Annotated in this window: 25 protein-coding genes; 14 read left to right on the forward strand and 11 right to left on the reverse strand. The window is 32.7% G+C overall.

Annotated features, from left to right (window positions below; genetic code table 11):
* Nucleotides 1–135 precede the first annotated feature (135 nt).
* Nucleotides 136–1,938 (forward strand): T9SS type A sorting domain-containing protein, encoded by a 1,803-nt coding sequence (locus tag HNV08_RS09810; protein WP_173281143.1) that lies wholly within the window; start codon nt 136–138, stop codon nt 1,936–1,938.
* Here HNV08_RS09810 and HNV08_RS09815 read toward each other — a convergent pair.
* Entirely contained in the window at nt 1,928–3,073 is a 1,146-nt protein-coding gene (locus tag HNV08_RS09815) for a cysteine desulfurase family protein (RefSeq protein WP_173281144.1), read from the reverse strand. The two genes, HNV08_RS09810 and HNV08_RS09815, sit on opposite strands and share 11 nt — an antisense overlap.
* Before the next feature lie 86 nt (nt 3,074–3,159).
* On the opposite strand from HNV08_RS09815, the gene HNV08_RS09820 reads away from it, so the two are divergent.
* Nucleotides 3,160–4,086, forward strand: a complete 927-nt coding sequence (locus HNV08_RS09820) for a hypothetical protein (RefSeq protein ID WP_173281145.1) — start codon at nt 3,160–3,162, stop codon at nt 4,084–4,086.
* On the opposite strand, the gene HNV08_RS09825 is transcribed toward HNV08_RS09820, so the two are convergent.
* Nucleotides 4,083–4,640 (reverse strand): Smr/MutS family protein, encoded by a 558-nt coding sequence (locus tag HNV08_RS09825; RefSeq protein WP_173281146.1) that lies wholly within the window; start codon nt 4,638–4,640, stop codon nt 4,083–4,085. The genes HNV08_RS09820 and HNV08_RS09825 overlap by 4 nt on opposite strands.
* Nucleotides 4,630–4,845 (reverse strand): hypothetical protein, encoded by a 216-nt coding sequence (locus tag HNV08_RS09830; protein WP_173281147.1) that lies wholly within the window; start codon nt 4,843–4,845, stop codon nt 4,630–4,632. The genes HNV08_RS09825 and HNV08_RS09830 overlap by 11 nt, the downstream gene beginning before the upstream one ends.
* Before the next feature lie 120 nt (nt 4,846–4,965).
* On the opposite strand from HNV08_RS09830, the gene HNV08_RS09835 reads away from it, so the two are divergent.
* Together HNV08_RS09835 and HNV08_RS09840 are read left to right on the forward strand one after the other, a co-directional pair.
* Complete coding sequence (locus HNV08_RS09835; protein WP_317170236.1) at nt 4,966–5,238, forward strand: DUF2752 domain-containing protein; 273 nt, start codon at nt 4,966–4,968, stop codon at nt 5,236–5,238.
* Nucleotides 5,239–5,240: 2 nt separating this feature from the next.
* Nucleotides 5,241–5,585: a CCC motif membrane protein gene (locus HNV08_RS09840; protein ID WP_173281149.1), complete on the forward strand. Its 345-nt coding sequence runs from the start codon at nt 5,241–5,243 to the stop codon at nt 5,583–5,585.
* An 84-nt stretch (nt 5,586–5,669) separates the two neighbouring features.
* On the opposite strand, the gene rocD is transcribed toward HNV08_RS09840, so the two are convergent.
* A complete protein-coding gene (gene rocD, locus HNV08_RS09845) occupies nt 5,670–6,911 on the reverse strand; it encodes an ornithine--oxo-acid transaminase (RefSeq protein WP_173281150.1) in 1,242 nt (413 codons plus the stop codon).
* A 341-nt stretch (nt 6,912–7,252) separates the two neighbouring features.
* On the opposite strand from rocD, the gene HNV08_RS09850 reads away from it, so the two are divergent.
* The 4 genes from HNV08_RS09850 (at nt 7,253) to HNV08_RS09865 (ending at nt 11,344) form a co-directional block, all read left to right on the forward strand.
* Nucleotides 7,253–8,419, forward strand: a complete 1,167-nt coding sequence (locus tag HNV08_RS09850) for a mechanosensitive ion channel (RefSeq protein WP_173281151.1) — start codon at nt 7,253–7,255, stop codon at nt 8,417–8,419.
* 143 nt (nt 8,420–8,562) lie between these two features.
* A complete protein-coding gene (gene rlmD / locus HNV08_RS09855; protein ID WP_173281152.1) occupies nt 8,563–10,017 on the forward strand; it encodes a 23S rRNA (uracil(1939)-C(5))-methyltransferase RlmD in 1,455 nt (484 codons plus the stop codon).
* Complete coding sequence (locus tag HNV08_RS09860; RefSeq protein ID WP_173281153.1) at nt 10,018–10,620, forward strand: DUF6452 family protein; 603 nt, start codon at nt 10,018–10,020, stop codon at nt 10,618–10,620.
* A complete protein-coding gene (locus HNV08_RS09865; RefSeq protein ID WP_241697207.1) occupies nt 10,586–11,344 on the forward strand; it encodes a DUF6048 family protein in 759 nt (252 codons plus the stop codon). Before HNV08_RS09860 ends, HNV08_RS09865 begins: the two co-directional genes overlap by 35 nt.
* Before the next feature lie 129 nt (nt 11,345–11,473).
* Here the strand turns inward: HNV08_RS09865 and HNV08_RS09870 are convergent, their stop codons facing one another.
* Nucleotides 11,474–12,421, reverse strand: coding sequence for a phosphoribosylaminoimidazolesuccinocarboxamide synthase (locus HNV08_RS09870; protein WP_173281154.1), 948 nt, complete (start codon nt 12,419–12,421; stop codon nt 11,474–11,476).
* A gap of 140 nt (nt 12,422–12,561) precedes the next feature.
* The gene (locus HNV08_RS09875; protein ID WP_173281155.1) at nt 12,562–13,515 is read right to left on the reverse strand and encodes a PhoH family protein; all 954 of its coding nucleotides are present in this window, start codon (nt 13,513–13,515) and stop codon (nt 12,562–12,564) included.
* A 121-nt stretch (nt 13,516–13,636) separates the two neighbouring features.
* On the opposite strand from HNV08_RS09875, the gene HNV08_RS09880 reads away from it, so the two are divergent.
* The 6 genes from HNV08_RS09880 to dnaN all read left to right on the forward strand — a co-directional run bounded on the left by HNV08_RS09880 (nt 13,637) and on the right by dnaN (nt 19,010).
* Nucleotides 13,637–14,473, forward strand: a complete 837-nt coding sequence (locus HNV08_RS09880) for an SAM hydrolase/SAM-dependent halogenase family protein (RefSeq protein WP_173281156.1) — start codon at nt 13,637–13,639, stop codon at nt 14,471–14,473.
* Between the two features lie 5 nt (nt 14,474–14,478).
* Nucleotides 14,479–14,775, forward strand: a complete 297-nt coding sequence (locus HNV08_RS09885; RefSeq protein ID WP_173281157.1) for a putative quinol monooxygenase — start codon at nt 14,479–14,481, stop codon at nt 14,773–14,775.
* Nucleotides 14,776–14,882: 107 nt separating this feature from the next.
* Nucleotides 14,883–15,605 carry a gliding motility-associated ABC transporter permease subunit GldF gene (gene gldF, locus HNV08_RS09890; RefSeq protein ID WP_173281158.1) on the forward strand — a complete coding sequence of 241 codons (723 nt, stop codon included), beginning with the start codon at nt 14,883–14,885 and terminating at the stop codon, nt 15,603–15,605.
* Nucleotide 15,606: 1 nt separating this feature from the next.
* Nucleotides 15,607–16,104 carry a hypothetical protein gene (locus HNV08_RS09895; protein ID WP_173281159.1) on the forward strand — a complete coding sequence of 166 codons (498 nt, stop codon included), beginning with the start codon at nt 15,607–15,609 and terminating at the stop codon, nt 16,102–16,104.
* Entirely contained in the window at nt 16,091–17,761 is a 1,671-nt protein-coding gene (gene gldG / locus HNV08_RS09900) for a gliding motility-associated ABC transporter substrate-binding protein GldG (protein ID WP_173281160.1), read from the forward strand. Before HNV08_RS09895 ends, gldG begins: the two co-directional genes overlap by 14 nt.
* A gap of 130 nt (nt 17,762–17,891) precedes the next feature.
* On the forward strand, nt 17,892–19,010 hold the full coding sequence (dnaN, locus tag HNV08_RS09905; protein ID WP_173281161.1) for a DNA polymerase III subunit beta: 1,119 nt from the start codon (nt 17,892–17,894) through the stop codon (nt 19,008–19,010).
* An 88-nt stretch (nt 19,011–19,098) separates the two neighbouring features.
* On the opposite strand, the gene HNV08_RS09910 is transcribed toward dnaN, so the two are convergent.
* From HNV08_RS09910 to HNV08_RS09930, 5 genes are all read right to left on the reverse strand, one after another.
* The gene (locus tag HNV08_RS09910) at nt 19,099–19,641 is read right to left on the reverse strand and encodes a hypothetical protein (RefSeq protein WP_173281162.1); all 543 of its coding nucleotides are present in this window, start codon (nt 19,639–19,641) and stop codon (nt 19,099–19,101) included.
* A 66-nt stretch (nt 19,642–19,707) separates the two neighbouring features.
* Nucleotides 19,708–22,803 (reverse strand): T9SS type A sorting domain-containing protein, encoded by a 3,096-nt coding sequence (locus tag HNV08_RS09915; RefSeq protein WP_173281163.1) that lies wholly within the window; start codon nt 22,801–22,803, stop codon nt 19,708–19,710.
* A gap of 160 nt (nt 22,804–22,963) precedes the next feature.
* The gene (locus tag HNV08_RS09920) at nt 22,964–23,470 is read right to left on the reverse strand and encodes a hypothetical protein (protein WP_173281164.1); all 507 of its coding nucleotides are present in this window, start codon (nt 23,468–23,470) and stop codon (nt 22,964–22,966) included.
* 38 nt (nt 23,471–23,508) lie between these two features.
* On the reverse strand, nt 23,509–24,741 hold the full coding sequence (locus tag HNV08_RS09925; protein WP_173281165.1) for a hypothetical protein: 1,233 nt from the start codon (nt 24,739–24,741) through the stop codon (nt 23,509–23,511).
* A gap of 114 nt (nt 24,742–24,855) precedes the next feature.
* Entirely contained in the window at nt 24,856–25,608 is a 753-nt protein-coding gene (locus HNV08_RS09930) for a LytR/AlgR family response regulator transcription factor (RefSeq protein ID WP_173281166.1), read from the reverse strand.
* Between the last annotated feature and the right edge of the window lie 3 nt (nt 25,609–25,611).

Below are 25,611 nucleotides of genomic sequence, written 5' to 3' on the forward strand. Positions count from 1 at the left end.
TTTATCTCAAAAATCAGAGGAAATACCAATATCAACGACAAGTGATGCTTCAATAAATTATAAATTAAGTAATTTTGTAATTATCTAACTCACTTTAGATTACCCTACTAAGCTTTAGTGCAAAAATTTAAGAATATGAAACTTTCATTCTTTGCATGTGCATTATTTTGTTTTTCACTTTCATTCGCACAACTAAGTGTCCGCAACGACGCCTATCTGTTTGTATCTGATCAGGTCTTATACGTTAATGATGATGTGAATTTACAAGAAGCGGATTCAAAAATTTATTTACGAAACGAGTCTCAACTTATTCAAGGCTCAGGAACTACAGGAAATTCTGGTGTAGGAGAAATAAGTGTTTACCAAACGGGTAACGTGAATCAATGGAGTTATAATTATTGGTGTTCACCAGTAGGAAACAATTCCGCTAGCTATGGCAATGAAGATGCGCGTGTCAATTTAATTGATGATGCAACAGGCTTAATAACTTCAACAGATGCTTTATTTACATCTAACCATAATGGTAGCTCTAGCCCATTAACAATTTCTAACCGCTGGTTATGGACCTATCAACTATCTAATCAATATATAGATTGGGTATATGCTGGTGCTACAGGAAATATTGCGCCAGGCTTAGGTTTTACAATGAAAGGTAATGGCACAGGATTAACTGGTAGTCAACGCTATGATTTTAGAGGTAAACCCAATAACGGTACCATTGGAAATAGTGTAGCAAACGGATTGCATACTTTAATTGGAAATCCTTACCCAAGTGCTTTAGATGCTTCACTTTTTATTCATGACTCAAGTGTACAAGCAAACACTACTGGAACATTACTTTTTTGGGAACAAGATGGTACTGTTGCCTCGCACACGCTACAGGATTATATTGGTGGCTACTATACATTTACAATCAATTCTGCAGGTACTTTAATTACAGATGCACCTGCACCATTTTCAACCTATGATGAACAAGACAACTCATTTCCGCTAGCGATTCCTGCGAATGGAATGAAATATTCTAGACGTTATATCCCAATTGGACAAGGATTTATGATAGAAGGTACAACTGGTACAACGGCTGCACCTTCAATAATATATACAAGAAACGCGCATCGTGCTTTTGCAAAAGAGAGCGATGGTGAAAGTATTTTCTTTAGAGGAACCAATAATGAAGAAGAAAATCTGAATACCACTACAACGCAAATTCAATTTCAAGAAAATGGGTTACCAATTGTACCAGATGATTTTAAACGATTTAGAATTAATGTAGATTTTAACGTAAATGGATCTTTTTATACAAGACCGTTAATTTTAAACTTTCATGATTCTGCGACAGCAGGATTTGATTACGGCTTAGAATTAGTTAGGAATGCAAGTTTAGTTAATGATGCCTACTTTTATTCAGAAAACACTATATATTCTGGACAAGCTTTTCCTTTTGAAACAACCTTAGCCATTCCTGTAACAGTAGATATTGAACAGCAACAAGCATTGCGAATTAGAATTTTTGATATTCAGAATTTTGAAGCTTCGCAAGGTATTTATTTACATGACGTGGTAAATGATTCTTATATCAATTTAAGAGATCAAGATTACGAATTAAATATAGAACAAGGGAGTTATACAAATCGTTTTGAAATTGTATTTACTACGGAAAGTACGTTACATGTAGACGACATAGCTGCTTCCACGTTAAGTATAGTTCAAAACAATAACAATAGGCAATTAACGGTATTTAATCCTAATAGTATAGCCATTAAAACCATAGAGTTGTTTGATGTTTCTGGTAAACGCATTTATGATCTACCAATACAAACTATTTCTGATCATTATAATGTAGCTACGGCTTCAATAAGTGATGGTGTGTATGTTGTAAAAGTGTCTACTGCTGCCAATACCACCTTAAAATCGCAGAAAATAATCGTTAAGAACTAGCAAACTCTTTTAATATAGCAATAACATAATCTATTTCTTCCTTTGTATTATAAATACTAAATGAAAATCGAATAGAAGGTTGTTTTAATTGGTCTGTATGCAGTATTTCGGTTAAAACATGAGATTGTTGGTTGCTTCCACTTTGGCATGCACTGCCTTTAGAACAGGCAATACCTTTTAAATCGAGTTGAAATTGCAACATGGCTGCTTTCTCGGCGGCAATTGGTAAACACACGTTCACTAATGTATAGGTACTCATCGTTTCATTGTCACAACCACCATTAAAATGCACTGCACTTAGGTTAGATTTTAATTGATTTATAAAGTAAGACTTTAAATCTGAAACATATGTTTTATCCGATTCAAGATTTGTATAGGCTATTTTTAGTGCCTCATCCATACCAACAATGTTGTGTATAGATTCTGTACCTGCTCTAAATCCTCGCTCCTGCTCGCCTCCAAAAATTAATGGTTTTAGACCTGATTCTTTTCTCACAAAACAAAACCCAACACCTTTAGGCCCATGAAACTTATGAGCACTTGCTGCTAAAAAATCTATTGCAATCTCACTTAAATCTATTTTATAATGACCTACGGACTGCACAGTGTCTGAATGAAATAAGGCATTATTTGCCTTACATAAATCCGCAACTTTTTTAATATCTAAAATATTGCCTATTTCGTTATTAACATGCATTAAACTAACAATAGCTTTGTTACTTGTTTGTAGTAAATGCTCTAAATGTGCATAATCAATATAGCCACAACGATCAACATTAACATAAGATAATTTAATATTGTATTCTTTAACTAACTGCTCTGCAGTATGCAAAACGGCATGATGCTCAATTTTAGAAGTAATTATTTCAGTATATTCTAGATCTCTAATAGCACTGCGCAAAGCCAAATTATCTGCTTCAGTACCACCAGAAGTAAATACGATCTCTGATGCAGAAACCTTAAAGTAGGCTGCGATATTTTTTCTACACTGCTCCAATAAAGCTTTAGATGAACGTCCAAAACTGTGCGTTGAAGACGCATTGCCATAGTTTTCTTGCAATACTGTAGTCATACGATCTATAACTTCTTTACGAATTACTGTCGTTGCTGCATTATCTAAATAAACGTGTTTCATAAGGCAAAAATATTGCAAATAAAATTATTTAGATAATGGAGCGTTATAATTTTACAAATCCTTTATTTTTGTTTAAAATTGTTTCTATGATACGTCGTATATTACTACTAATTTGTTTTGCTTTTATTGTCGCCTGTGATGACGGTGATATCCTTACCATAGATCTTGAATTTGATGGAGAATTAGCTCGATGCGATAATAATATAAACTCATATTTATTATATGATACACGGACGAGTCCTAATGAAGCATTAATGCTTATTATTGATAGAGATGATGAAAACGAATTGTTATTTACCGAAGCCACCACATCAACCCTTACTATTGATGAAAACAATACAAGATTTATTTTAAGATCTTATAATAGATCTATAGAAAGCGACGAATTGTGTGATGAAATACCTCCTGGAGATTTAAATATTGTTGAGGATTATGAAGCCGATAGTGGTACCGTTAATATTACGTCTACCATTATAGATGATGACAACGATGGTATACCAAGTGAAGACGAGTATGGACCTGGTGGTATTGATGATCCGCAAGATTCCGATGGTGACGGCTTACCAGATTACAAAGACGATGACGATGATAATGATAATGTAAGAACGGCGTTAGAAATTGATGTAGCGAATGCTGATGGTGATGACGATCCGCTAACCAATGGGCTAGATACTGATGAAGATGGTACATTAGATTATTTAGACGACGACGATGATGATGACGGTGTTCTCACTCGTTTAGAGGATGCCTCTATTGGTCAAAACCCAAGAGCTCAAGAAAACATAGTTGCGGATGCTGAAGATATCGATACTTATCGCTATTTATACAACCATACAAGCGCTAATGATCCGTATGAGGATTCTGGTTTTATTTTAAGCACTTATACCAGATCCGTAACAACAAGTTTTATCATAGAAAATGCAGGATTTGACATTATCAATTCTACATATATAGATTACGGTGACTTTGAGATATCGTATACAGTAACTTATGTTCCGGAAACTACAGATTAAGGCGCAATATTCTGAAAAATTCTTACCTCAGTGGCACCTAATCCGTAAGTTTTATAATCTGCATCATAAAATTTAACATTATTGTACCTACCAAATAGCGTCTCTAATTCTTGGCGTAAAACCCCTTCTCCTACTCCATGTATAAATACAATTTTAGGAATTCGTTTTTTTATGGCAAACTCTAATTGCCTACGTGCTGTATCTAATTGTAGGTTAAGCATATCATATTTAGACATGCCTTTAGATGATTTTGTTAAATGATGAATATGTAAGTCTACTTCAAACTTTGGTGCATGTCGTTCCTTTGGCTTTACCGCAGGTGTGGCTGTACGTTTTTTTACTTCTTTTTCTTTTTTTACTGCATCAAAATCTGTGTTATAAATAGCATGTTCTAGGGTCGTACCAGACCCTAAAAGCATCAGTTCTTGTTTTTCAAATTGAAAATCAAAACCATCTATATCTTCTACTGTGACCGTATTTTCAGAAATCTTTGTTATCGTACCTGAGATATCATCATCTATAGTTTCTACCTTATCACCTATTTTAAATTTCATCTTCTTTTTCAGTTTTTATAAAAGACTCTTCTGGTTTATCATGCTTACTCGGGATATTTCGCGATGTTCTATAAATTCCAAACATCAATAAAGCAATACCACCAATTAAAACATAAGTGTTTTGTTTTTGTTCTGCTTGTGCAAAAAAAGCCACTAAGCCACCAACTACAATACAAACTAAATTAATGGTTCTGGATATATTCATAATTCATGTATTAAAACACAAAAGTACGCTTTAGAAAAATAATAAATTCAATAGTCATAGTATTTAGTAAAATCTTAATTTAGCGTTATGCTTACCACAATTAAAGGATTAGAAGATTTTATGTTACCTTGTCTAAATAAAAAGATATTTGGATATGAATGTATGGGTTGTGGTCTACAACGCTCAATAGCCTTAATTTTTAAAGGTGAATTTGTAGATGCTTTTTTTATGTATCCTGCGATTTATACTTTGATTGGTTTTTTTGTGTTTTTAATAATTAACAGTTTTAAAAATTTTAAAAACAGCAATAAAATTATCTTTATATTAGCAATCTCTAACGTTATAATAATCGTTGTAAACTATCTAATCAAAATATATTTAAAACAAATTTAACCATGGAACAACAAAAATTAAATACTGCAGCTGTATACGTTTTATCTATTATTGGATTATTATGTTGCTGTTTTGGCGGACTCGGTATTTTTCTTTCAGCGCCTGCTTTTTTTATGGCAAATAGTGGATTGAAAAAAGCTAGCCTAAGTCCGGATGACTATGAGCCAGCTAGTGTAAAAGCAATGACTACAGCAAAAACTGTTGCTTTAGTGGTTACTATAATTTGTGGTATTACCTTATTATATAATATCTATGACCTCTCTACAGGTGGATGGGAAGCTAGACAAGAGATCATCAACGAATTTATGGAAGGCTACCAACAAGGTCTTGAGGATGCTGGAGAATAATTGATTCTTAATTATATTAAACTCAAAAAAGCGATTTTCATTTAAGAAAATCGCTTTTTTTTATCTTTAACTCTAATTAAATTATTATTCAAATTCCTTTAAAGTCTTAATTATAATTGAAATACAATCTAATAATTGTTCTTTAGTCATCACTAAAGGTGGTGCAAAACGAATAATATTACCATGTGTAGGTTTTGCTAATAAACCATGGTCTCTTAGTTTTAAACAAATATTCCATGCTGTGTCACTGTCTTCTGTGTCATTAATTAAAATAGCGTTTAATAAACCTTTTCCTCTCACAGCAGAAACAATAGGGCTTGCTTCAATAAATTTAGACAACTCACTTCTAAATAATTGCCCCAATTCCTCGGCATTATTAGCCAAATCTTCATCCTTAACAACATTTAAAGCGGCTATAGCAACTGCTGCAGCTATTGGGTTTCCGCCAAATGTACTGCCATGATTTCCAGGTTTAATAACATTCATGATAGGATCATTGGCTAAAACAGCCGATACAGGATAAGCGCCTCCTGATAACGCTTTTCCCAGAATAAGAATATCTGGTTTTACATTTTCATGATCTACAGCTAGCATTTTACCCGTTCTAGCAATACCTGTTTGTACCTCATCTGCAATAAATAAAACATTATACTTTTCACAAATTGCCTTTGCTTTAGACAAATACCCTTCGCTAGGCACATACACACCAGCTTCACCTTGTATTGGTTCTACCAAGAAACCTGCTACATTAGCATTATTCTGTAAGGTCTGCTCTAACGCATCAAGATTATTGTATTCTATTTTAATAAATCCATTGGTATATGGTCCAAAGTTTTTACGCGCCACTGGATCGTTACTAAATGAAATAATTGTTGTCGTTCTTCCGTGAAAATTATTTTCGCAAACTACAATTTCGGCTTCATTTTCATCTATTCCTTTAACCTCATAGGCCCATTTTCTACAGAGTTTTAAAGCTGTTTCTACAGCTTCTGCACCAGTATTCATTGGTAATAGCTTATCGAAATTAAATAATTCTGAAGCAAATTTTTCATACTTACCAAGCATATCATTATAAAATGCTCGTGATGTTAACGTTAATGTTTGCGCTTGTGCAGTCATTGCAGCCACAATTTTTGGATGACAATGTCCTTGGTTTACTGCAGAATATGCCGAAAGAAAGTCATAGTATTGTTTTCCTTCTACATCCCAAACATGTACACCTTCTCCTCTACTCAATACTACTGGTAATGGGTGATAATTATGTGCACCATACTTGTTTTCTAATTCTATCGCTTCTTGCGATGTTACTTGGTCTAAAACAGCCATTTTAAAAATAATTTAATAAATGAATAAAATATCCATTCCTTATCTACCTTTATCCTTTCGAGAAGTCGAAAATTCAGCGTGGGAAAGAAATCATCCCTAGAGACTGCAAATTACTAAATAATAGTCTTCAAAAATAAATTAGTCCTTATTTTTTAACATCAATTTTTAAGATATATAACTTTTTTTTCAAAAAAAATCAATTCCTATGGAGTAGCTATAATTACACTTGCTACCACGATTTTAATAAATGCGATTTAGTAAAAAACAGAGGCATCTATGTGTCTTTTAAAAATATTAAGTGTCTCAAATATAAATCATTAACTATTCAACTTTAATTATCCATGGACTATTTAACAGAATTATTTAACAAATTAACGGCATCATTTGGTGAAAGCTTATCTGGTGTTATTGCAGCCGTTTTAATACTTATAATTGGTTGGTTTATTGCCGGTTTTGTAAAACGAGTAACGACTAAACTTATTAAAAAAACTGGTGTAGATGAGAAACTAAAAAACTCAAAACTTAAATTATCTTCATTTATCGGTAAACTACTTTACTTTTTAGTTATGATATTTGTTTTTATGTTGGCTTTGGGGAAACTTGGCTTAACAGATGTTTTAGACCCAGTAAAGAATTTACTCAACGGATTTACAAATTACATTCCTAATATTATTGGTGCAGGATTAGTCGCTTATATTGGTTATATGCTAGCCACTATTGTTTCTGAGCTGGTAGAGTTATCTGGTGATACTATTCAGAAATTTACACCTAAATTAAAATTACCAGAGCACATCAATGTTGTTTCAATTTTAAAGAAAATCGTTTTTATATTCATTTTTATCCCAATATTGATTTCTGCATTTCATATTTTAGACATGAAAGCCATATCAGAACCAGCGACAACAATGCTAAGTTCTTTCTTTGAAGCTATTCCTAGAATATTAGTTGCCACTATTATTATATTAGTTTTTGTCTTTGTTGGTCGTTTTGTCGCTCAACTCTTAAAAGAACTATTACAAAGTCTAAATGTAGATGGCTTAGTTTCAAAAATGAACATATCTGAGTATGTTGGCACTAAAAGTGTAGCTCATTTTATATCTAATATTGCCTATGCGCTGATTGTTGTATTTGGTATGCTAACGGCATTTGAAAAACTAGAATTCACACAACTTACTGAAATCATTGACACCGTATTAGCTTATGCTGGTAAAATCTTATTTGGTATTGTGATTATTGGCATAGGACTCATAATCTCTAACCTATTTACTAAAGCTTTAAATAGCAAAAACAACCCTTTTGTTGTGTCTATCGTAAAAATTAGCATCATAGCCATTTTTCTGGCTATAGGATTACGTTCTATGGGCATTGCAGATGAAATAGTGAATCTAGCCTTTGGTATTACCTTAGGTACAGTAGCACTTACCGTTGTATTATCATTTGGTCTTGGCGGACGAGAAGCTGCAGGAAAACAAATGGGAAAAATCCTAGAAAAATTTAATAAGCACTAAACGCCTTACCCTTAATTAATCAAAGCGGCTTAGAGAAATCTAAGTCGTTTTTTATTTGTGTTTACGCTAGAAGTATTCGCATCATTTTCAGCTTTAGTATTCGCAAAATTGCACCTATCTTTGCAGCCTAATTATCATAGAAAATGCCAAGAAGAGAACGGAACAAATTTGTAAAACGCGGACAAATTATAGAGCTATTAATTGAAGATTATGCATTTGGAGGCAAAGGCATAGGACGCATAAGAAATGAGCATGGCGAATTTGTTGTTTTCGTACCCAATACGTTACCAGGTCAGCTCGTAAAAACTCAGATTAAAAAGAGCAGTAAAAAATACGCAGAAGGTAAACTTTTTGAAGTCTTAAAGCCTTCAGAAGATGAAGTAGATATGCCATATCAAAGTATTCCGGGTGCACCTTATATGAATTTACCTATTGAAAAACAACATCAATATAAAAAACAAAGTACACTAGAGCTATTTAAGCGAATTGGAAAAGTTGATGATATCGAAGACAAATTTGATGAATTTGTAACCTCTCCAAATACGTTTCATTATAGAAATAAAATGGAATATGGCTTCTCTGCCATAGGTTATGACCACGATAAAAAAACTGATGTTGATGAATTTACCCTCGGATTTAAAAAACGTGGCACTTGGTGGTGTGGTGATGACTTAAAGAAAGATTCTGGTCTATTTGATGCCGAACTAGAAAATCATCTAAAAGCTATTAAGGCCTATTGCGTAGACACTGGTTTAGCGCCATGGCATCCACCAAAAAGAGAAGGCTTCTTTAGATATTTTGTGGTCAGAAAATCATACAAAACCAATCAACTATTATTTAATTTAGTGACCACATCTTATGATTTACCTCAATTTGACTTAAATAAATTTGCTCAGTATTTGGTGGAATTATTTGGTGACAGAGTTGCAGGTTTATTACATACTATAAATGATGAAACAGGTGATAGAACCATTGCAACCACAGGCCAAATCTCTTTAGTTTATGGTGCTGATAAAATCGTAGAAGAATTACTCGATCTAAATTTTGAAATTAGCATGAAAAGCTTTTTTCAAACCAACCCTAAATGTGCTGAAAAATTATACACTAAGGTTGTAGATTATGCCTTAGAAAACAAAGACGCCGTAGATAACACGGTTGTTTTAGATTTATTTTGTGGTACAGGAACTATTGGACAAATCATAGCCAACAAAGCCGAAAACACTAAAATTGTTGGTGTAGATATCGTTGCGGCAGCTATTGAAGACGCTAAAGAAAATGCGAAACGAAATCACATTGAAGGCCTAAAATTCTATGCTGCAGATGTAGGCAAATTTTTAAGTGAACACCCAGAATACACCAATAAAATAAGAACTATTATTTTAGATCCTGCCAGAGCTGGTATTGCGCCAAAAACTCTTAAAAAAATAATAAACCTAAAGGCAGAACGTTTGGTTTATGTATCTTGTAATCCAGCAACACAAGCAAGAGATACCGAGCAATTAATGGAAGCAGGTTATGCAATTAAAAAACTAAGTTTAGTAGATCAATTTCCGCATACAGCACATATCGAAACCGTAGTTTTATTTGAGAAATTATAAATGAAAAACATAAAATACCTTGTACTATGTATGGCCATTGCACTCATTAACTGTGAGCGCGATGATATTTGTGCATCAACGACAACGACCACGCCAAGATTAATCATTGAATTCTATGATATGGATGACGCTGAAGAATTAAAGGATGTGCCTAGACTCACAGCCTACGGTGAAGGTTTAGTTGTTGATGAAAATGGTATGGTTACAGAACCTACAGCTTCCTCTGATAGTATTATAGTAGATTATGAAAATGAAGATTTATATGTATTTGATACCAATACAGATATAATTGCATTACCATTAAAACTTACGGACGATTTAGGAAATAATTTTGTTACCACACGCTATGTTTTAGAAAAAGACACGAGCTCAAGGTTAGACACAGATGAAGATACAGTATCTAATATTGATATACTTGAAATCACCTACCAAATTGACTTTAGCTATGTTTCTAGAGCTTGTGGTTACAAAACAATATTTACGCAACTTAATGTTACTAGAATTTTAGACTCCAACCCATGGATTTCTAGTATCATAATTGAAGACAACATAGAGAATTCTGTAGAAAATGAAAACACAACACATGTACGCATCTATCATTAGAATTGTAACAATACTGCTGTTGTTTTCGGCAATGGCTTATGCACAAAACGACAAGAAAACAATTAACGATACCTTAGTGTACAAGCAAAAGTATGGTTTAAGGCTAGGCGCAGATATTAGTAAATTAGCGCGTACCTATTTTGATGATGACTATACAGGATTTGAAATTATGGGTGATTATCGTCTTTCTAAACGTATCTATATCGCAGGTGAAATAGGTAACGAAGAAAAAACACTTGAAACAGATTACCTCAATAACACAACCAAAGGCAGTTATTTTAAAGGAGGAATAGATATTAATTTCTACAAAAACTGGCTCGACATGGAAAACATGATCTATGCTGGCTTTAGAGTTGGTGCGAGTACATTTAGTCAGACTTTAAATAATTATACCATTTACAATGTGTATAATCAGTATTGGGACCAGCAATATTCAATTACTGAAGGAACAGAATTTACGGGATTAACTGCCCTTTGGACCGAATTACAAATTGGATTGAAAGCAGAACTATTTAATAATTTCTTTGCCGGAATTAATCTTCAATTAAAGGTGCTAATAACAGATAAAGACATTGACAATTACGAAAACCTCTACATTCCTGGTTATAATAGAACTTATGACAGTAGTGCTTTTGGAGGTGGATTTGGATTTAATCTATCGTATTTAGTTCCTATTTTCAAAAAAGATAAAGTAGTTATTCAAGAAAAAGAGGTTGAAGAATAGCGCCTTGTCATAATAACTGAACGATGCATGAGCGACGAGAAATCTCATAATTAGATGGATTTCTGAATCAAATTCTAATTATTAAATATTACATGGTATCTCGCCTTCCTTTGATAGGAATAAATATTTCTACTTTAAATACGCCAAAACATTAGCTTCTATTCTACTCTGAATATCCGAAACATCTGCTTTTACAAATGTATCACCAGTGATGTTTTCGTACAATTCTATATAACGTTCGCTTACAGATTCTATATATTCATCACTCATAAAAGGTACCGTTTGCCCTTCTAATCCTTGAAAATCATTAGCAATTAACCATTGTCTTACAAATTCTTTTGACAATTGTTTTTGAGATTCACCTTTATCTTGACGCTCTTGGTAACCGTCTGCATAAAAATAACGTGAAGAATCTGGCGTGTGTATCTCATCTATTAATACAATTTTTCCGTATTTGGTTTTACCAAATTCGTATTTGGTATCTACTAATATTAAGCCTCTTGCTGCTGCGATTTCTGTGCCGCGTTGAAAGAGTTTTTTTGTGTAATCTTCTAATACTTTATAATCGTCTTCTGAAACAATTCCTTTTTTTAGAATGTCTTCTCTAGAAATATCTTCATCATGGTCTCCCATTTCTGCCTTAGTCGCTGGTGTAATTATTGGCGATGGAAATTTATCGTTTTCCTTCATACCTTCTGGCATTGGCACACCACAAAGCATACGTTTACCTGCTTTATATTCTCTTGCTGCATGGCCAGACATATAACCTCTTATCACCATTTCTACTTTAAATGGTTCACATAAATGACCTACAGCCACATTTGGGTCTGGTGTAGCGACCAACCAATTGGGTACCAAATCTTCGGTTTCTTTCATCATTTTGGTTGCAATTTGGTTTAGAATTTGCCCTTTGTACGGAATTCCTTTTGGCATAACCACATCGAAAGCACTTAAACGATCTGTCGCTACCATTACTAATTGCTCATCGTTAATATTATAAACAGCTCTTACTTTGCCTTTGTATAGACTTTTTTGATTAGGAAAATTAAAATTGGTATCTGTAATTGTATTGTTCATTTTTTATAATCGCTTTTAACTACTTATGTCTTGTAATTATTATGGTTTGGTAAGCCCTAGCCCAGATTGAAGCGGCATCCTTTTTTGCCATTAAAGCAAAAAAGATATAGCGGAAAGCTGGAAATAGCTTCTAAAAAAAATTAATCTCTGTTTTCTATACTTTTATAGGCTGCTATGACTTTTTTAACGAGTTTATGTCTTATAACATCTTTATCATCTAGATAAATCATACCAATGCCATCTATATTTTTTAAAACTAATAGTGCTTCTTTCAATCCTGAAGTGGTACGACGTGGTAAATCTACTTGGCCAGGATCTCCTGTTAATAGAAATTTAGCGTTTTTTCCCATACGTGTTAAAAACATCTTCATTTGGGCATGGGTTGTATTTTGTCCTTCATCTAATATAACGAAAGCATTATCTAAGGTACGACCACGCATAAAAGCCAAAGGTGCTATTTGTATAACCCCTTTTTCTATATAGCTGTCTAGTTTTTCTGCGGGAATCATATCGCGTAAAGCATCGTACAAAGGTTGCATGTAAGGATCTAATTTTTCTTTTAAATCGCCTGGTAAAAACCCTAAGTTTTCGCCTGCTTCTACCGCAGGACGTGTTAATATAATACGTTTTACTTCTTTACTCTTTAACGCTTGTACGGCTAGTGCCACACCTGTATAGGTTTTACCAGTTCCGGCAGGTCCTATAGCAAAAACCATATCATTTTTACGCACACTCTCTACTAGCTTACGCTGGTTTGCGGTCTGCGCTTTTATAAGTTTTCCGCCAACGCCATGCACTATAACTTCACCGCTTTTTGCTGATGTTGCATAATCATCACTACTCTGACTTGTTAATACGCGCTCTATGACATTTTCATCTAACTTATTGTACTTGGCAAAGTGCTTAATGAGCATGGTCATTCTACGATCAAACTCTTCGAGAAGATCTTCGTCTCCATAGGCTTTAATTTTATTGCCTCTAGCCACTATTTTTAGTTTTGGAAAATACTTTTTAAGTAGTGCAATATTTGCATTTTGTGCACCGAAGAATTCTTTTGGTGTGATTTCTTCGAGTTCTAGGATAAGTTCGTTCAAAAGCGTGCTTTATTTAATGCGTTAATCTGTTTTCTTTTATTAATTTTGTACACCATACGTGTACACACAAAGCTAATAATTTTACAATCATAAATTTAAAAAAAATATCAACAATCAATCCATGGCTATAATCACTTTAACGACTGATTTTGGAGAAAAAGACCACTTCGTTGGTGCTACAAAAGGCGCTATTTTTAGTGAGCTTAATGAAATTAATATTGTTGATATTTCGCATTCTATTTCGCCATTTAATATTTCTGAAGCGGCTTATATTATTCAAAATGCATATAGTAGTTTCCCTAAAGGAACGATCCATTTAATTGGAATAGATTCTGAGTTAAGTCCTGAAAATAAGCACATTGCAGTTAAGTTAGACGACCATTACTTTATATGTGCCAATAACGGCATTATGAGTATGATTTGTAATGAGATTGCTCCTGAAAAAATTGTAGAAATTAATATACATGATAAGGTAGAAACTAATTTCCCTGTTTTAGACATTTTTGTAAAAGTGGCTTGCCATATTGCACGTGGTGGAACCTTAGATGTCATTGGAAAAGTTATTAACACTATTAAACCGATAAAGAATTTAATCCCGTTTGTTAATGATGAACAAAACCAAATTATTGGTAGTGTTATATATATAGACAATTATGGCAATGTGGTTACAAATATTAAACGTCCATTTTTTGAATCGGTTCAAAAATTAAGAAAGTTTGAGGTGTCTGCACGTAATCATAAATTTGATAAAATCTATACCAAGTTTACAGATATTATTGATTTTAGTGTTGAAGAATCTAAACGCAATGTTGATGGAAAAGGTTTAGTGGTATTTAATTCTTCTGGCTACTTAGAAATTGCGGTGTATAAGAGTAATTGCTTAACCGTTGGTGGTGCATCTACTTTAATGGGATTGAAAAATATGGATACGGTTACGGTGAATTTTTATAAAAATTAAAGGATTTGTTAGTAAGAATTGTAAAATTGAGTTTTGAACCTTCTAAAATTGAAGAATTCTTGGCTAATTTTGAAACGGTTAAAGATAAAATTAGGAATTTTGAAGGTTGTAATTTTTTAGAACTCTATAGAGATCAGCATAACACCAACATCTTTTTCACCTACAGTTATTGGAATTCTGAAGAGGATTTAAATACGTACAGACATTCTGATTTGTTTAAAGCTGTTTGGTCTAAAACGAAACCTTTATTTAATGATAAACCTGAAGCGTGGAGCGTAGATAAAATTGCGTCCCTTGGTTAGGTTGATGGTTGATAAGATAAAAAATGAAAAACTAAAAATTGAACACGAAATACTAATTACTGAACACTGAACACTGAACACTGAACACTGAACACTGAATTTAAACTATGTTAGCAATACTTAAAAAAGAAATAAGCACCTTTTTCGCCTCTCCAATTGGCTATTTAGTAATAGGTGTGTTTTTATTACTCAATGGTTTATTTCTTTGGGTTTTTAAAGGCAATTTTAATATTTTAGATAACGGCTTAGCCAGCTTATCTTCCTTCTTTTTATTAGCGCCTTGGATCCTTATTTTCCTTGTACCTGCGGTAACGATGCGTAGTTTTAGTGATGAGAAAAAACAAGGTACTTTAGAGTTATTGGTAACTAAACCAATTTCTCATTTTCAGATTGTATTAGGTAAATATTTTGGAGCATTTGTATTGATTATCATGGCTTTGATTCCAACATTGCTCTATGTTTACACTGTTTCGCAATTAGGAAATCCTCAAGGTAATCTAGACATGGGAAGCACTATTGGTTCTTACTTTGGTTTATTGTTTTTAGTAGGCGCTTACACAGCCATTGGTGTGTTTGCCTCTACGCTTTCAGACAATCAAATTGTCGCATTTATCATTGCCGTTTTTATCTGTTTCTTTTTCTATTTTGGTTTTGAAGGTATCTCTAATTACAATGTTTTTGGCGATCTTATTTACATGGAAAATTTAGGAATGTCTGCCCACTACAACAGTATGAGTCGTGGTGTAATAGACACTAGAGATTTAATATATTTTATAAGTATTGCCTTAGCCTTCTTATTATTTACAAAACTTAGAATTCAAAAACACTAATATGATCATCACACCTTTATTAATCCTATTTTTAATCGTTGTGTTTGTGCTATTGTTTTTGTTTTTAAACACAGTAGATAAACGCAAGTGGTTAACAGCAATAATTAGCCTGGTGTTAACCCCTTTTGTGTATTTCTATATGTTTTATCCGTTTATAAACATCATAAGCAACTATCATCATCAAAAACATTTTGATAGTGAGGCTTGGCTAGAAAATCCGGCATTACGTTACGAAATGATAGATAACACTATTGAATCTAACACACTCATAGGACTTTCAAAACAAGACATAACTGCACGTTTAGGAAAAGCAGAATGGCTCAGTTGGGACGATGCCAATAAAACCCATGACACCAATATATGGAATTATGGACTTGGTATAGAACCTGGCGCTTTTAATGACCAAAAAGAATGTGTGCAAATAATATTTAAAGACGATAAAGTTGTTGCTGTAAAACCTTATCAAGAAGAAATAACCTTCGAGAATGAAAAAGAATAAAACTATACTATATATCATAGCCATTATTATTGGGCTTGTTATTGTTAATGCCATATCGAGCTCCATATACCAACGCTTTGATTTAACCAAGGATCAGCGTTATACGTTGTCTGATGCTTCAAAAGCATTGATTAGCGATTTAGATTCGCCTTTGGTAATCGATGTGTTTTTAGAAGGTGACTTTCCTTCAGAATTTAGGTTACTTCAAACTGAAGTCAAACAAATGGTTGAAGAATTTCAACTAGAATCAAAACAAATTTTCGTTAACTACATTGACCCAGTAAAAGATGAAGCGACCCGTCAGCAATACATAGAAGAACTTACAAATGCTGGTTTAGAACCTTATATTAATACTGACAACAGTACCGGAAAAGTAACACAAGACATTATTTTCCCTTGGGCTTTTGCTAGTTACAAAGACCAAACTTTAAAGATTCCGCTTTTAAAACGAAGTATTACACTTGGTTTACCAGAGCAGATTAATAATTCAGTTCAATCTTTAGAATATGCCTTTGCGGATGGATTTAGTAAATTGGTTAAACCTAAAGAAAAAACGATTGCCATTTTAAAAGGTAACGGCCAGTTAGATGATATTTATATTGCAGATTTTCTAAAAACAATAAAACCATACTACAATTTAGCGCAATTTACTTTAGACAGTGTAGCGACCAATCCACAAGGGACTTTAGAAAAGTTAGAACAATATGACCTTGTCGTTTCTGTAAAACCTAGTATAGCGTTTTCTGAAAACGAAAAACTCGTTTTAGATCAATTTACCATGAATGGTGGAAAAAGTCTTTGGCTTACAGAAGCTGTGGTAATGGACAAGGATAGTCTGTACAATGCCACAGGAACTGGAGTTTCTATTATGCGAGATTTAAAGTTGAATGACTTTTTCTTTAAATATGGTGTTCGTGTTAATCCTACTTTAGTAAAGGACCTTTACTCTGCGCCTATTATGTTGTCTATTGGCGAAGGTAGTCAGGCGCAAATGCAACCTATTCAATGGCAATATTCGCCATTGGCAGCGTCTAACCCAAAACATCCTATTACGAAGAATTTAAACATTGTAAAATTTGATTTTGCCAGTCCGATTGATACCTTAAAAAATGGAATAAAAAAATCCATACTATTGCAAAGTTCACCTAAATCTAAAACCGAAGGTGCGCCAACAACAATTTCATTGGCCAATGTAACACAAGCTCCAGATGAAGCAAGTTACAACTTAGGCTCTCAAAACTTAGCTGTTTTATTAGAAGGTGAATTTACGTCTGTGTATGATAAACGTGTTTTACCATTTAAGGTAAAAAATTATAAATCTAAAAGTACAGCTACCAAAATGGTTGTTATTTCAGACGGCAACGTCGCAAAAAACGACGTTATAAAAAATAGACCTTTAGAACTAGGCTTTGATCAGTTGACAGGAAAATCGTTTGGCAATAAAGAATTTCTGCTTAATGCAGTGAATTACCTTTTAGACGACACAGGACTTATAAACATTAGAGCCAAAGAAATTACTGTCGCATTTTTAGATGCTGATAAAGTAAAAGAAACAAAAGGTACTTGGCAATTTATTAATATAGCCTTGCCACTCATACTTTTAGCTGTATTTGGTTTTGTATTTTATTTTTTAAGAAAACGCAAATACGCATCTTAAAATTCTTTAAAAGATTTATTACGAATTGTGTATTCTTAAGCCCATTTTGTTAATAAGTTTGTTTTATTAAACCCATCTATTAAGATATATTTGTAAGACCAATTAAAAGTATTAAACACATATATTTAGTATGAAATTTATTGTTTCAAGCACATATTTATTAAAGCAACTTCAAGTATTAGGAGGCGTTATTAATAACAGTAATACACTTCCTATTTTAGATAATTTTCTATTTGAACTCAGCCAATCAAAATTAACGATTTCGGCTAGTGATTTAGAAACAACAATGTCTGCGACGATCGATGTAGAAAGTGACTCTGAAGGTAGTATTGCTTTACCTGCACGTTTACTTTTAGATACTTTAAAGACTTTTCCGGAGCAACCATTAACTTTTGTTGTTGAAGAAAATAATACGGTTGAAATTAGCTCTAATCATGGTAAATATGCCTTAGCTTATGCTGATGGTGCGGAATTCCCAAATGCAGTTTCTATCGAAGATGCTAGTACCACAACGATAATGGGAGACATTTTAGCCACTGCCATTAGTAAAACTATTTTTGCAGCTGGTAATGATGATTTAAGACCTGTAATGAGTGGTGTGTTTTTTCAGTTTTCTCAAGATAACTTAACGTTTGTAGCAACTGATGCTCATAAATTGGTGAAATATACTAGAAATGATGTTAGTGCTACTGAAACTGCAGAATTCATTATGCCTAAGAAACCTTTAAATCTTTTAAAAGGAATTTTAGCAGGAAGTGATGATGATGTTTTAGTAGAATATAATGAATCTAACGCTAAGTTTACTTTTGAAAACTCTGTATTAATTTGCCGTTTAATCGATGGAAAATATCCTAATTACGAAGCGGTAATACCAAAAGAGAATCCAAATAAATTGGTAATAGATAGAACGCAATTTTTAAACTCTGTTCGTCGTGTTAGTATATTTTCTAACAAAACAACCCACCAAATTAGACTTAAAATTGCTGGTGCAGAACTAAATATTTCTGCTGAAGACATCGATTACTCAAACAAAGCCGAAGAACGTTTAACTTGTGATTATCAAGGTGACGACATGCAAATTGGTTTTAACTCGCGTTTCTTAACCGAAATGATTAATAATTTAGGTTCTGACGACGTACAGTTAGAAATGAGTTTGCCAAATAGAGCAGGCATCTTAACACCAATTGATGGATTAGATGAAGGCGAACTTGTTACCATGCTTGTAATGCCAGTGATGCTAAATAGCTAAATAGCTAAATAGCTAAATATAAGATAATTAATAAAGAAAGCACACTATTAGAAAGTGTGCTTTTTTTATAGTCTTAATCTGGTAACTTCTAATCTAAATAAAATTCATTTATATAAATATACGAACCATCGTAAACTCCCGTAATTTCAATACCATCTGCCCTTGTAAACGCAAAACTTAACTGAATACCATCTACGTCATAATCTATAATGGTTAAGCTTCCTTCAGTTATTTCTAAGCCAGTATTATTTCCGTTTTTGTAGCACTGAACAAATCCATCTTCATTTTCTCCATCAATAATACTTCCATTTACAACAAATTCTAAGCTTAAAATTTCATCGAAATCATAAGTGGAATTAGGAGTAAAATCAGAATCATTAATTTGTGCCGTAAATAAATCGACATTATTAATTGTAGTCCCTGAAAAAGAGTCTTCAATTTGTGCCTCTGTAATATTCGTTAAATTTAAATACACACTATTGAATGAAGTCTCGACAACAGCAGCATTCATTTCATATGCAGAAGCTTCTATTGTAATATTATTTTCATAAGAATTATTACTATCATCTGAGGCACAAGCGGTCATAACCAGTGCATATAATACTATCGCACCATATTTAAGTAATTTCATAATATATATTGTATGTGATTTTATAAAAAACGCTCACAAAAATGAGCGCTTTTATATGTTACTAATCTAGTTTTTAAAAAACTTCTGAGTTACCGATTTTGTTGCCGTTTTCATTTGAATAAGATAAAATCCTGCAGGTAAGTTAGACGTATCAATTCCGTGGTTAATAACCTGAGATTTTTTAACCAATTGTCCATTAACATTGTAAATTGCTACACTTTCAATTTGTACCTCAGATTGAATATATAATGTATCATTTACAGGGTTTGGATATAAATTTACTGTATTTGAACTTACAGACACCTCATCAAATCCTAAAGCGGAATTATATTCGTAGGCACCTAAATCTATAGTTGTATTAAAAAATCTATCGTTTCCGGATAAATCTAAACTTGAAAAAATTGCTGTGTTATAATACGTATTATCTCCTTGATCTATAATATAATTTGAAGCTGATGTTGGTTTATAAGCAGCATCTAAATTTAAATTATCCATTGATGGGTCTAATATCGTCAAATTACTTGCATTGTAAGTCCCAGAAGTTGCAGCTGATGTAACCTGCGCTACAGTGTTGTAAACATTAATGGTTTGGCTATTACCTTCACTTGTTTTACTGTTTTCAATATCTACCGTACTGAATTGGCTTCCATTATATTTATTTTGCCAAAAAATACTGTTTCTTGTTTCAAGACGAATCCAACCACTTCCACTAACGTTAACGACATGTTGTACGGAAGCATGGTTGTTAACGTTATTTACAATTGTAGCATTATTTAAATAGTGAACTATACTTCTGTTACCATTTGAAGACGTACTTCTTCTAAACCAAATTGCACCAAAGTCTGAATTATACGTATTATCTGTAAATAGAATATTTGACCAATGAGACGTTAACTCATCTAAATTTGAGGCACTATGCTCTACTAAAACAACACCATTATTGGTCGCATTGTTGGTTATTGCTACATTTTCAACCACCAAGTCTCCAGAAAATCTTCTCCAATCTAATAGTAAGCCTCCACTGTAATTTTCTGAAATCCATGTATTTTTCAAAGTAAAATTGGTAACATTGGTATTAGTTGCGATAACAGGACTAGCCCCATAGGTATACGCATTCTGAAGAACAAAACCATCAAAAATGACATTATCATCTTCAAGACTTACTAATGTTGTGGCATTATCGGTTTTATTAGCTGTAAAATCACCTTCAATATCATCACCATTAATATCTCCAGAAATAATAGTAGCATTATCTGTAAATACTTTAGTTAAATCGCGATCTGTTAAGGTTAACTCAGTACCATCAAAACCACCATAGATTTTTAAGTTTTCTAAATCTAATGTTAATACTGAAGCTGCTGTTACTGGAGTATAAACACCACTTGACACCCAAATTTCATCATTTAATAATGCATTATTTAGGGCATCTTCAATGCTAGTAAAAGCATCTGTCCAAGAGCTTCCGTCATTATTTCCTGTGGCGTTTGCATTAACATAATACACTGTAGGAATACAATTTTCACTATAGTTTGTGGTTGTATCTTTTGTCCATCCATTATCATACACACCTACTTGGTTTGGTGTATATCCTGAATCTATTTGTACACATGTTAAATCAGGATTATTATATACCTTCATATATACAAAATTAGAGTTATTGCCATTAGCCACATTTAAACTAGTAAGCTGATTGTCATATATTAACAATTGATTTATTTGAGGATAAGCACTAATATCAAAAGTTGTAAATTGGTTAAAAGCAGCGTGAATTCTAGTTAAACTAGGGTTATTGCTAATATCTAGACTACTGATTGAATTATCTTGGAAATCTACAGCAGTAAGCGTTGTGTTATTAGTAATATCTATACTTGTTAAGCTATTACTCGCCACAATTAATTCAGTTAATAAAGTATTATTAGAAACATCAATACTAGTTAAGTTATTATCGTTTGCTGTTAATGTATTTAAATTTGAATTCGCGGTAAGCACGATAGACGATATGGTATTGTCACTAATATTTAAAGCTGTTAAAACTGCTAAATTAGTCACATCTACATTTGTTAAGCTATTATCACTACAATTTAAATCAATAAGATTCGTATTTAAACTTACATTTAACGTAGATAAGCTATTATCGCTACAATTTAAAACCTCAAGACCAGTTGCCCCTTGAAGATTTAAATTTGAAATATTATTAGATCTTGTATTTAAAGTTGTTAAGGACGCTAAATTTGAAACATCTAAACTCGTTAAACTGTTATCTTCAGCATCTAAAATTATTAAAGAAGTCCCCTGCACATTTAAACTACCAATATTATTTTCTTTACAATTTAAATTGGTAAGACCTGTAATAGTTGACACATCTAAAGCCGTAATTGTATTATCACTACAATCTAATGCGATAAGATTGATGAAAGCTTCAATCCCAGTTAAATCTGAAATTGCCAAACTACTTACATCTAGTGCTCCCGAGACAGCCTGAGCTTCTGCAACAGATATTTCTTGATCATAATCTGTGTTAATTGCACTGTTACTAACTAAATAAGACTTAAAATTAGCATCTGGAATAGTGATGTAAGTTACGCTAACACTACAGTCTTCTACGACTCTAGTTTCTAAATCTCGCGTCCAACCCACATCATACAATCCTACGTTAGCGGGTGGCACAGTACCTGCATCTACTTGTATACAAGTAAGGCTAGAGTTGTTATAAGATTTCATATATATAAAATTAGCATTGTTGCCATTAGCTAAATTTAATTCTACAAGCTGATTGTTTTGACAATGAACTTGATTTAATGTTGGAATATTACTAACATCTAATGTGGTTATTTGGTTGTCCGCACAATGTAATCGTGTTAAACTAGTATTATTACTAACATCTAACGATGTTAGGTTATTTGCATACACTTCTAAAATGGTAATATTTACAAAGGCTTCAATTCCTGTTAAATCTGTAATGCCAAGTCCTGTTGCAGATATAGTTCCTGTAAAAGCCTGTGCTTCTGCTACAGAAATTTCTGAATCGCTATTGGTATTAATTGCTGTATTTCCTAATAAATAGTTTTTAAAGTTAGTATCTGGAATGTTCACATTTTGGGCCATTGCCGAAAACACACCAAAACACAAGCAGGTTATAAATAAGAGTACTGTTTTTTTCATTGTAGTTGAGAATTTTTATATTAATAGACTACAAAACAATAGTTATTGCCTGATTTTTCAATTTGTATTTTTCTGAAACTCTGCTATTTTTTTCTAAATAAAAAAAGAGTTTACAAGTTGTAAACTCTTTTTAAATAGAAAGTAAATGATTTATAAAATTTTATTCTATACAAGCAATATAATTACCATAAGGCGCTTTAATTGTACCTCTATTTATACCATTAAAATAAGCATTACCATACTCTCCACCTCCAGTGTAATCCCGTCTTAGAATAAACTCATAAAGCATACATTGGCCATCCGAGTTTTTCTGAATAACTGCACCAACAGCCCATTGATATAAAGGAAGTCCCGTTTCTTTATGTTTTACAGTAGACCAATTATTAGATGTTATATATTGGTGCGTATTACTCATACTATGCTTACTGTAATACAAATCTAAACCTTTTACAGCAATGGCTTTTAAAGCTTCATCGTTATCTAAAGTACCAGCATCTGGCAGCTTAATATTTTTTCTTTTTTCTAGCTCTTCTTCACTTAATTTTTTATCTTTCTTTTTAATCAAAGGTTTATCTAGTTTATCTTTTATTTTTTTTAAAAATTGTGCATGCGTCGGTTGAACAGCACCAATAGCTATAATAGTTAGAAGTATAAATAACTTTTTCATGATAAATAAAGTATTGAAAATTGATTGTTTATAACGTTTTAATTAGCATTTTCACAATTCATAATTTGTCCGTAAGGCATTTGGCCATGGATAACACCACCAAATTCTGAACTTCCATAACCAGCGCCATTGTAGTGTTGCTTAATTAAAAAGCCTTGTAAGTAGCAATCGTTATTTTTATTCTTTTCGGTGAATGCTCCTTTTATCCAACGGTACATAATGTGACCTGTATATTTATTTTTAACAACACTCCAATCGTTAGATTCTATATTTAGCATTAACAATTTGGCTCCATCTTTTGCAATGGTTTTAGACACATTTTCTTTAGCAAAATTCACTAATGGTGCATTACTATTCATGCTACCAGCTTTTGGCATTTTTATAGCATCTCTAGTAGATTTTGCCGCAGCTTCATAATTGGCTTTTAAGGTTGCTTCAAATTCTTGTACAATTGGCTTTGCTTTTTCTAACCATTCTAAATGAAATTGTTGCTCGCCTTTTCCAATTACGTTTAAAATTGTAATATCTTTTTCATGCATATACGATGGTACATTAAATGCGTGTCCGCCTTGGTGAGATGCAGCATAAATTACAAACACATCGTCTGCAATAAGCATACCTCTTACTAAAATTGGCATACCAGTGCCGAGTTCTAAAGTTTGTGATCTGTCTGCTCCCACTTTGGTTGTGAACATTCCTGAAACCAGTTCGTAACCTATATAACCTTCTGGTGACATAGCTTCTAATTCTGGCGTGGTTAAAAAGCGTAACCAAGAGTAATCTGGGTCCTGTGCAGGTAAAACATCTACATTATCACCCATATCTGTTAATTGACGTCTTAGTTTTACACGATCTACACCAACGGCACTCATGCCTTTAGTCATAGCAAATGGATACGACATGTATAAAAACTCATCACTTACACCAGAGCCTGTTTTAGGTTTATTGGCTTCAAGTTCTTTTTGTTTTTTCTCAAGATATTTTTGGTAATATAAATCTTGCTTTGCTTGATCGTTAGGATATTTTTTAGCTAATTCTGCTTTGAATTCTTCATCTGTATAATCGGTTTTAGATGAATTTTGATTCGAAGATGAAGTACTGCCAACCATTCCAGTAGCATTTTCATTTTTTGAAGATGAACTTGTATCTTCATTTTTATTCAGCTTTTTCTCTACTGCAGCTTTAGCTTTCTTCTTTAGCATTTTGCCTAATTGCGCATTAGCCGCATTGTAGCATAATGCTAATACTAATAATAGTATAATTTTTTTCATAAGAATTGTGTTTAATAGACTTCAAAAGAAGTGATTAAACACCCATTCTTAATAGCATTTTTTCTAAAGTGGTGGATTTTTTTTCTAAATGAAAACTTAATTACAAAACTAAAATCACAAAAACGTTTCCTTAATAACCTCTAAAAACTGATCGCGTTTAGATTTTGAAATAGGTATCCGTTTTTGGTTATTCATTAGTAAGTAATCACCATCGTCTTTTACCAATTCATCCACATATTTTAAGTTAATTAAATACGAACGATGACATTTAAAAAACATGGCATTTCGCTCTAATTGCTCAACAAAATGTTTTAATGGTTTACAAATGGTTTTTTGATTTCCGTTTATAAGTTGTACGTTAGTGTACATGCTATCTGCCTCAAAATAAACGATATCGTTATGAGACGCAAACATAATACCTTTAGGAATTTCTAAAGCTATTTTATCTATTGACAACTGTTTAAGCGAGTCGCGCAATTTGTTTAACTGGTCGTTTAAATTGTTGGCTTTTATGGCTTCTTCTGCTTTTGTAACGGCTTCTTTTAATTCAATAGTATCTAACGGTTTTAACAGATAATCTACCGCAGATAATTTAAAAGCTTCAATAGCATATCGATTATATGCTGTGACAAAAATGATTTTAAAATCGATACGATTTGGAAAATATTTTAGAATATCTAAACCCGATTGATTTGGCATTTCAATATCTAAAAATACTAGGTCTGGTTTTATAGACTTTATCAAGTCTACACCAGTTACTAAATCTTGAGCTTCAACGATATCTGTGATACTTGCACAATGCTCTGTTAGGAGATTAGACAGTAGGTGTCTGGCGCGTTTTTCATCGTCTATAATTATGGCTTTCATATC

It is taken from the genome of Winogradskyella eckloniae (assembly GCF_013249045.1).
Lineage (GTDB): Bacteria > Bacteroidota > Bacteroidia > Flavobacteriales > Flavobacteriaceae > Winogradskyella > Winogradskyella eckloniae.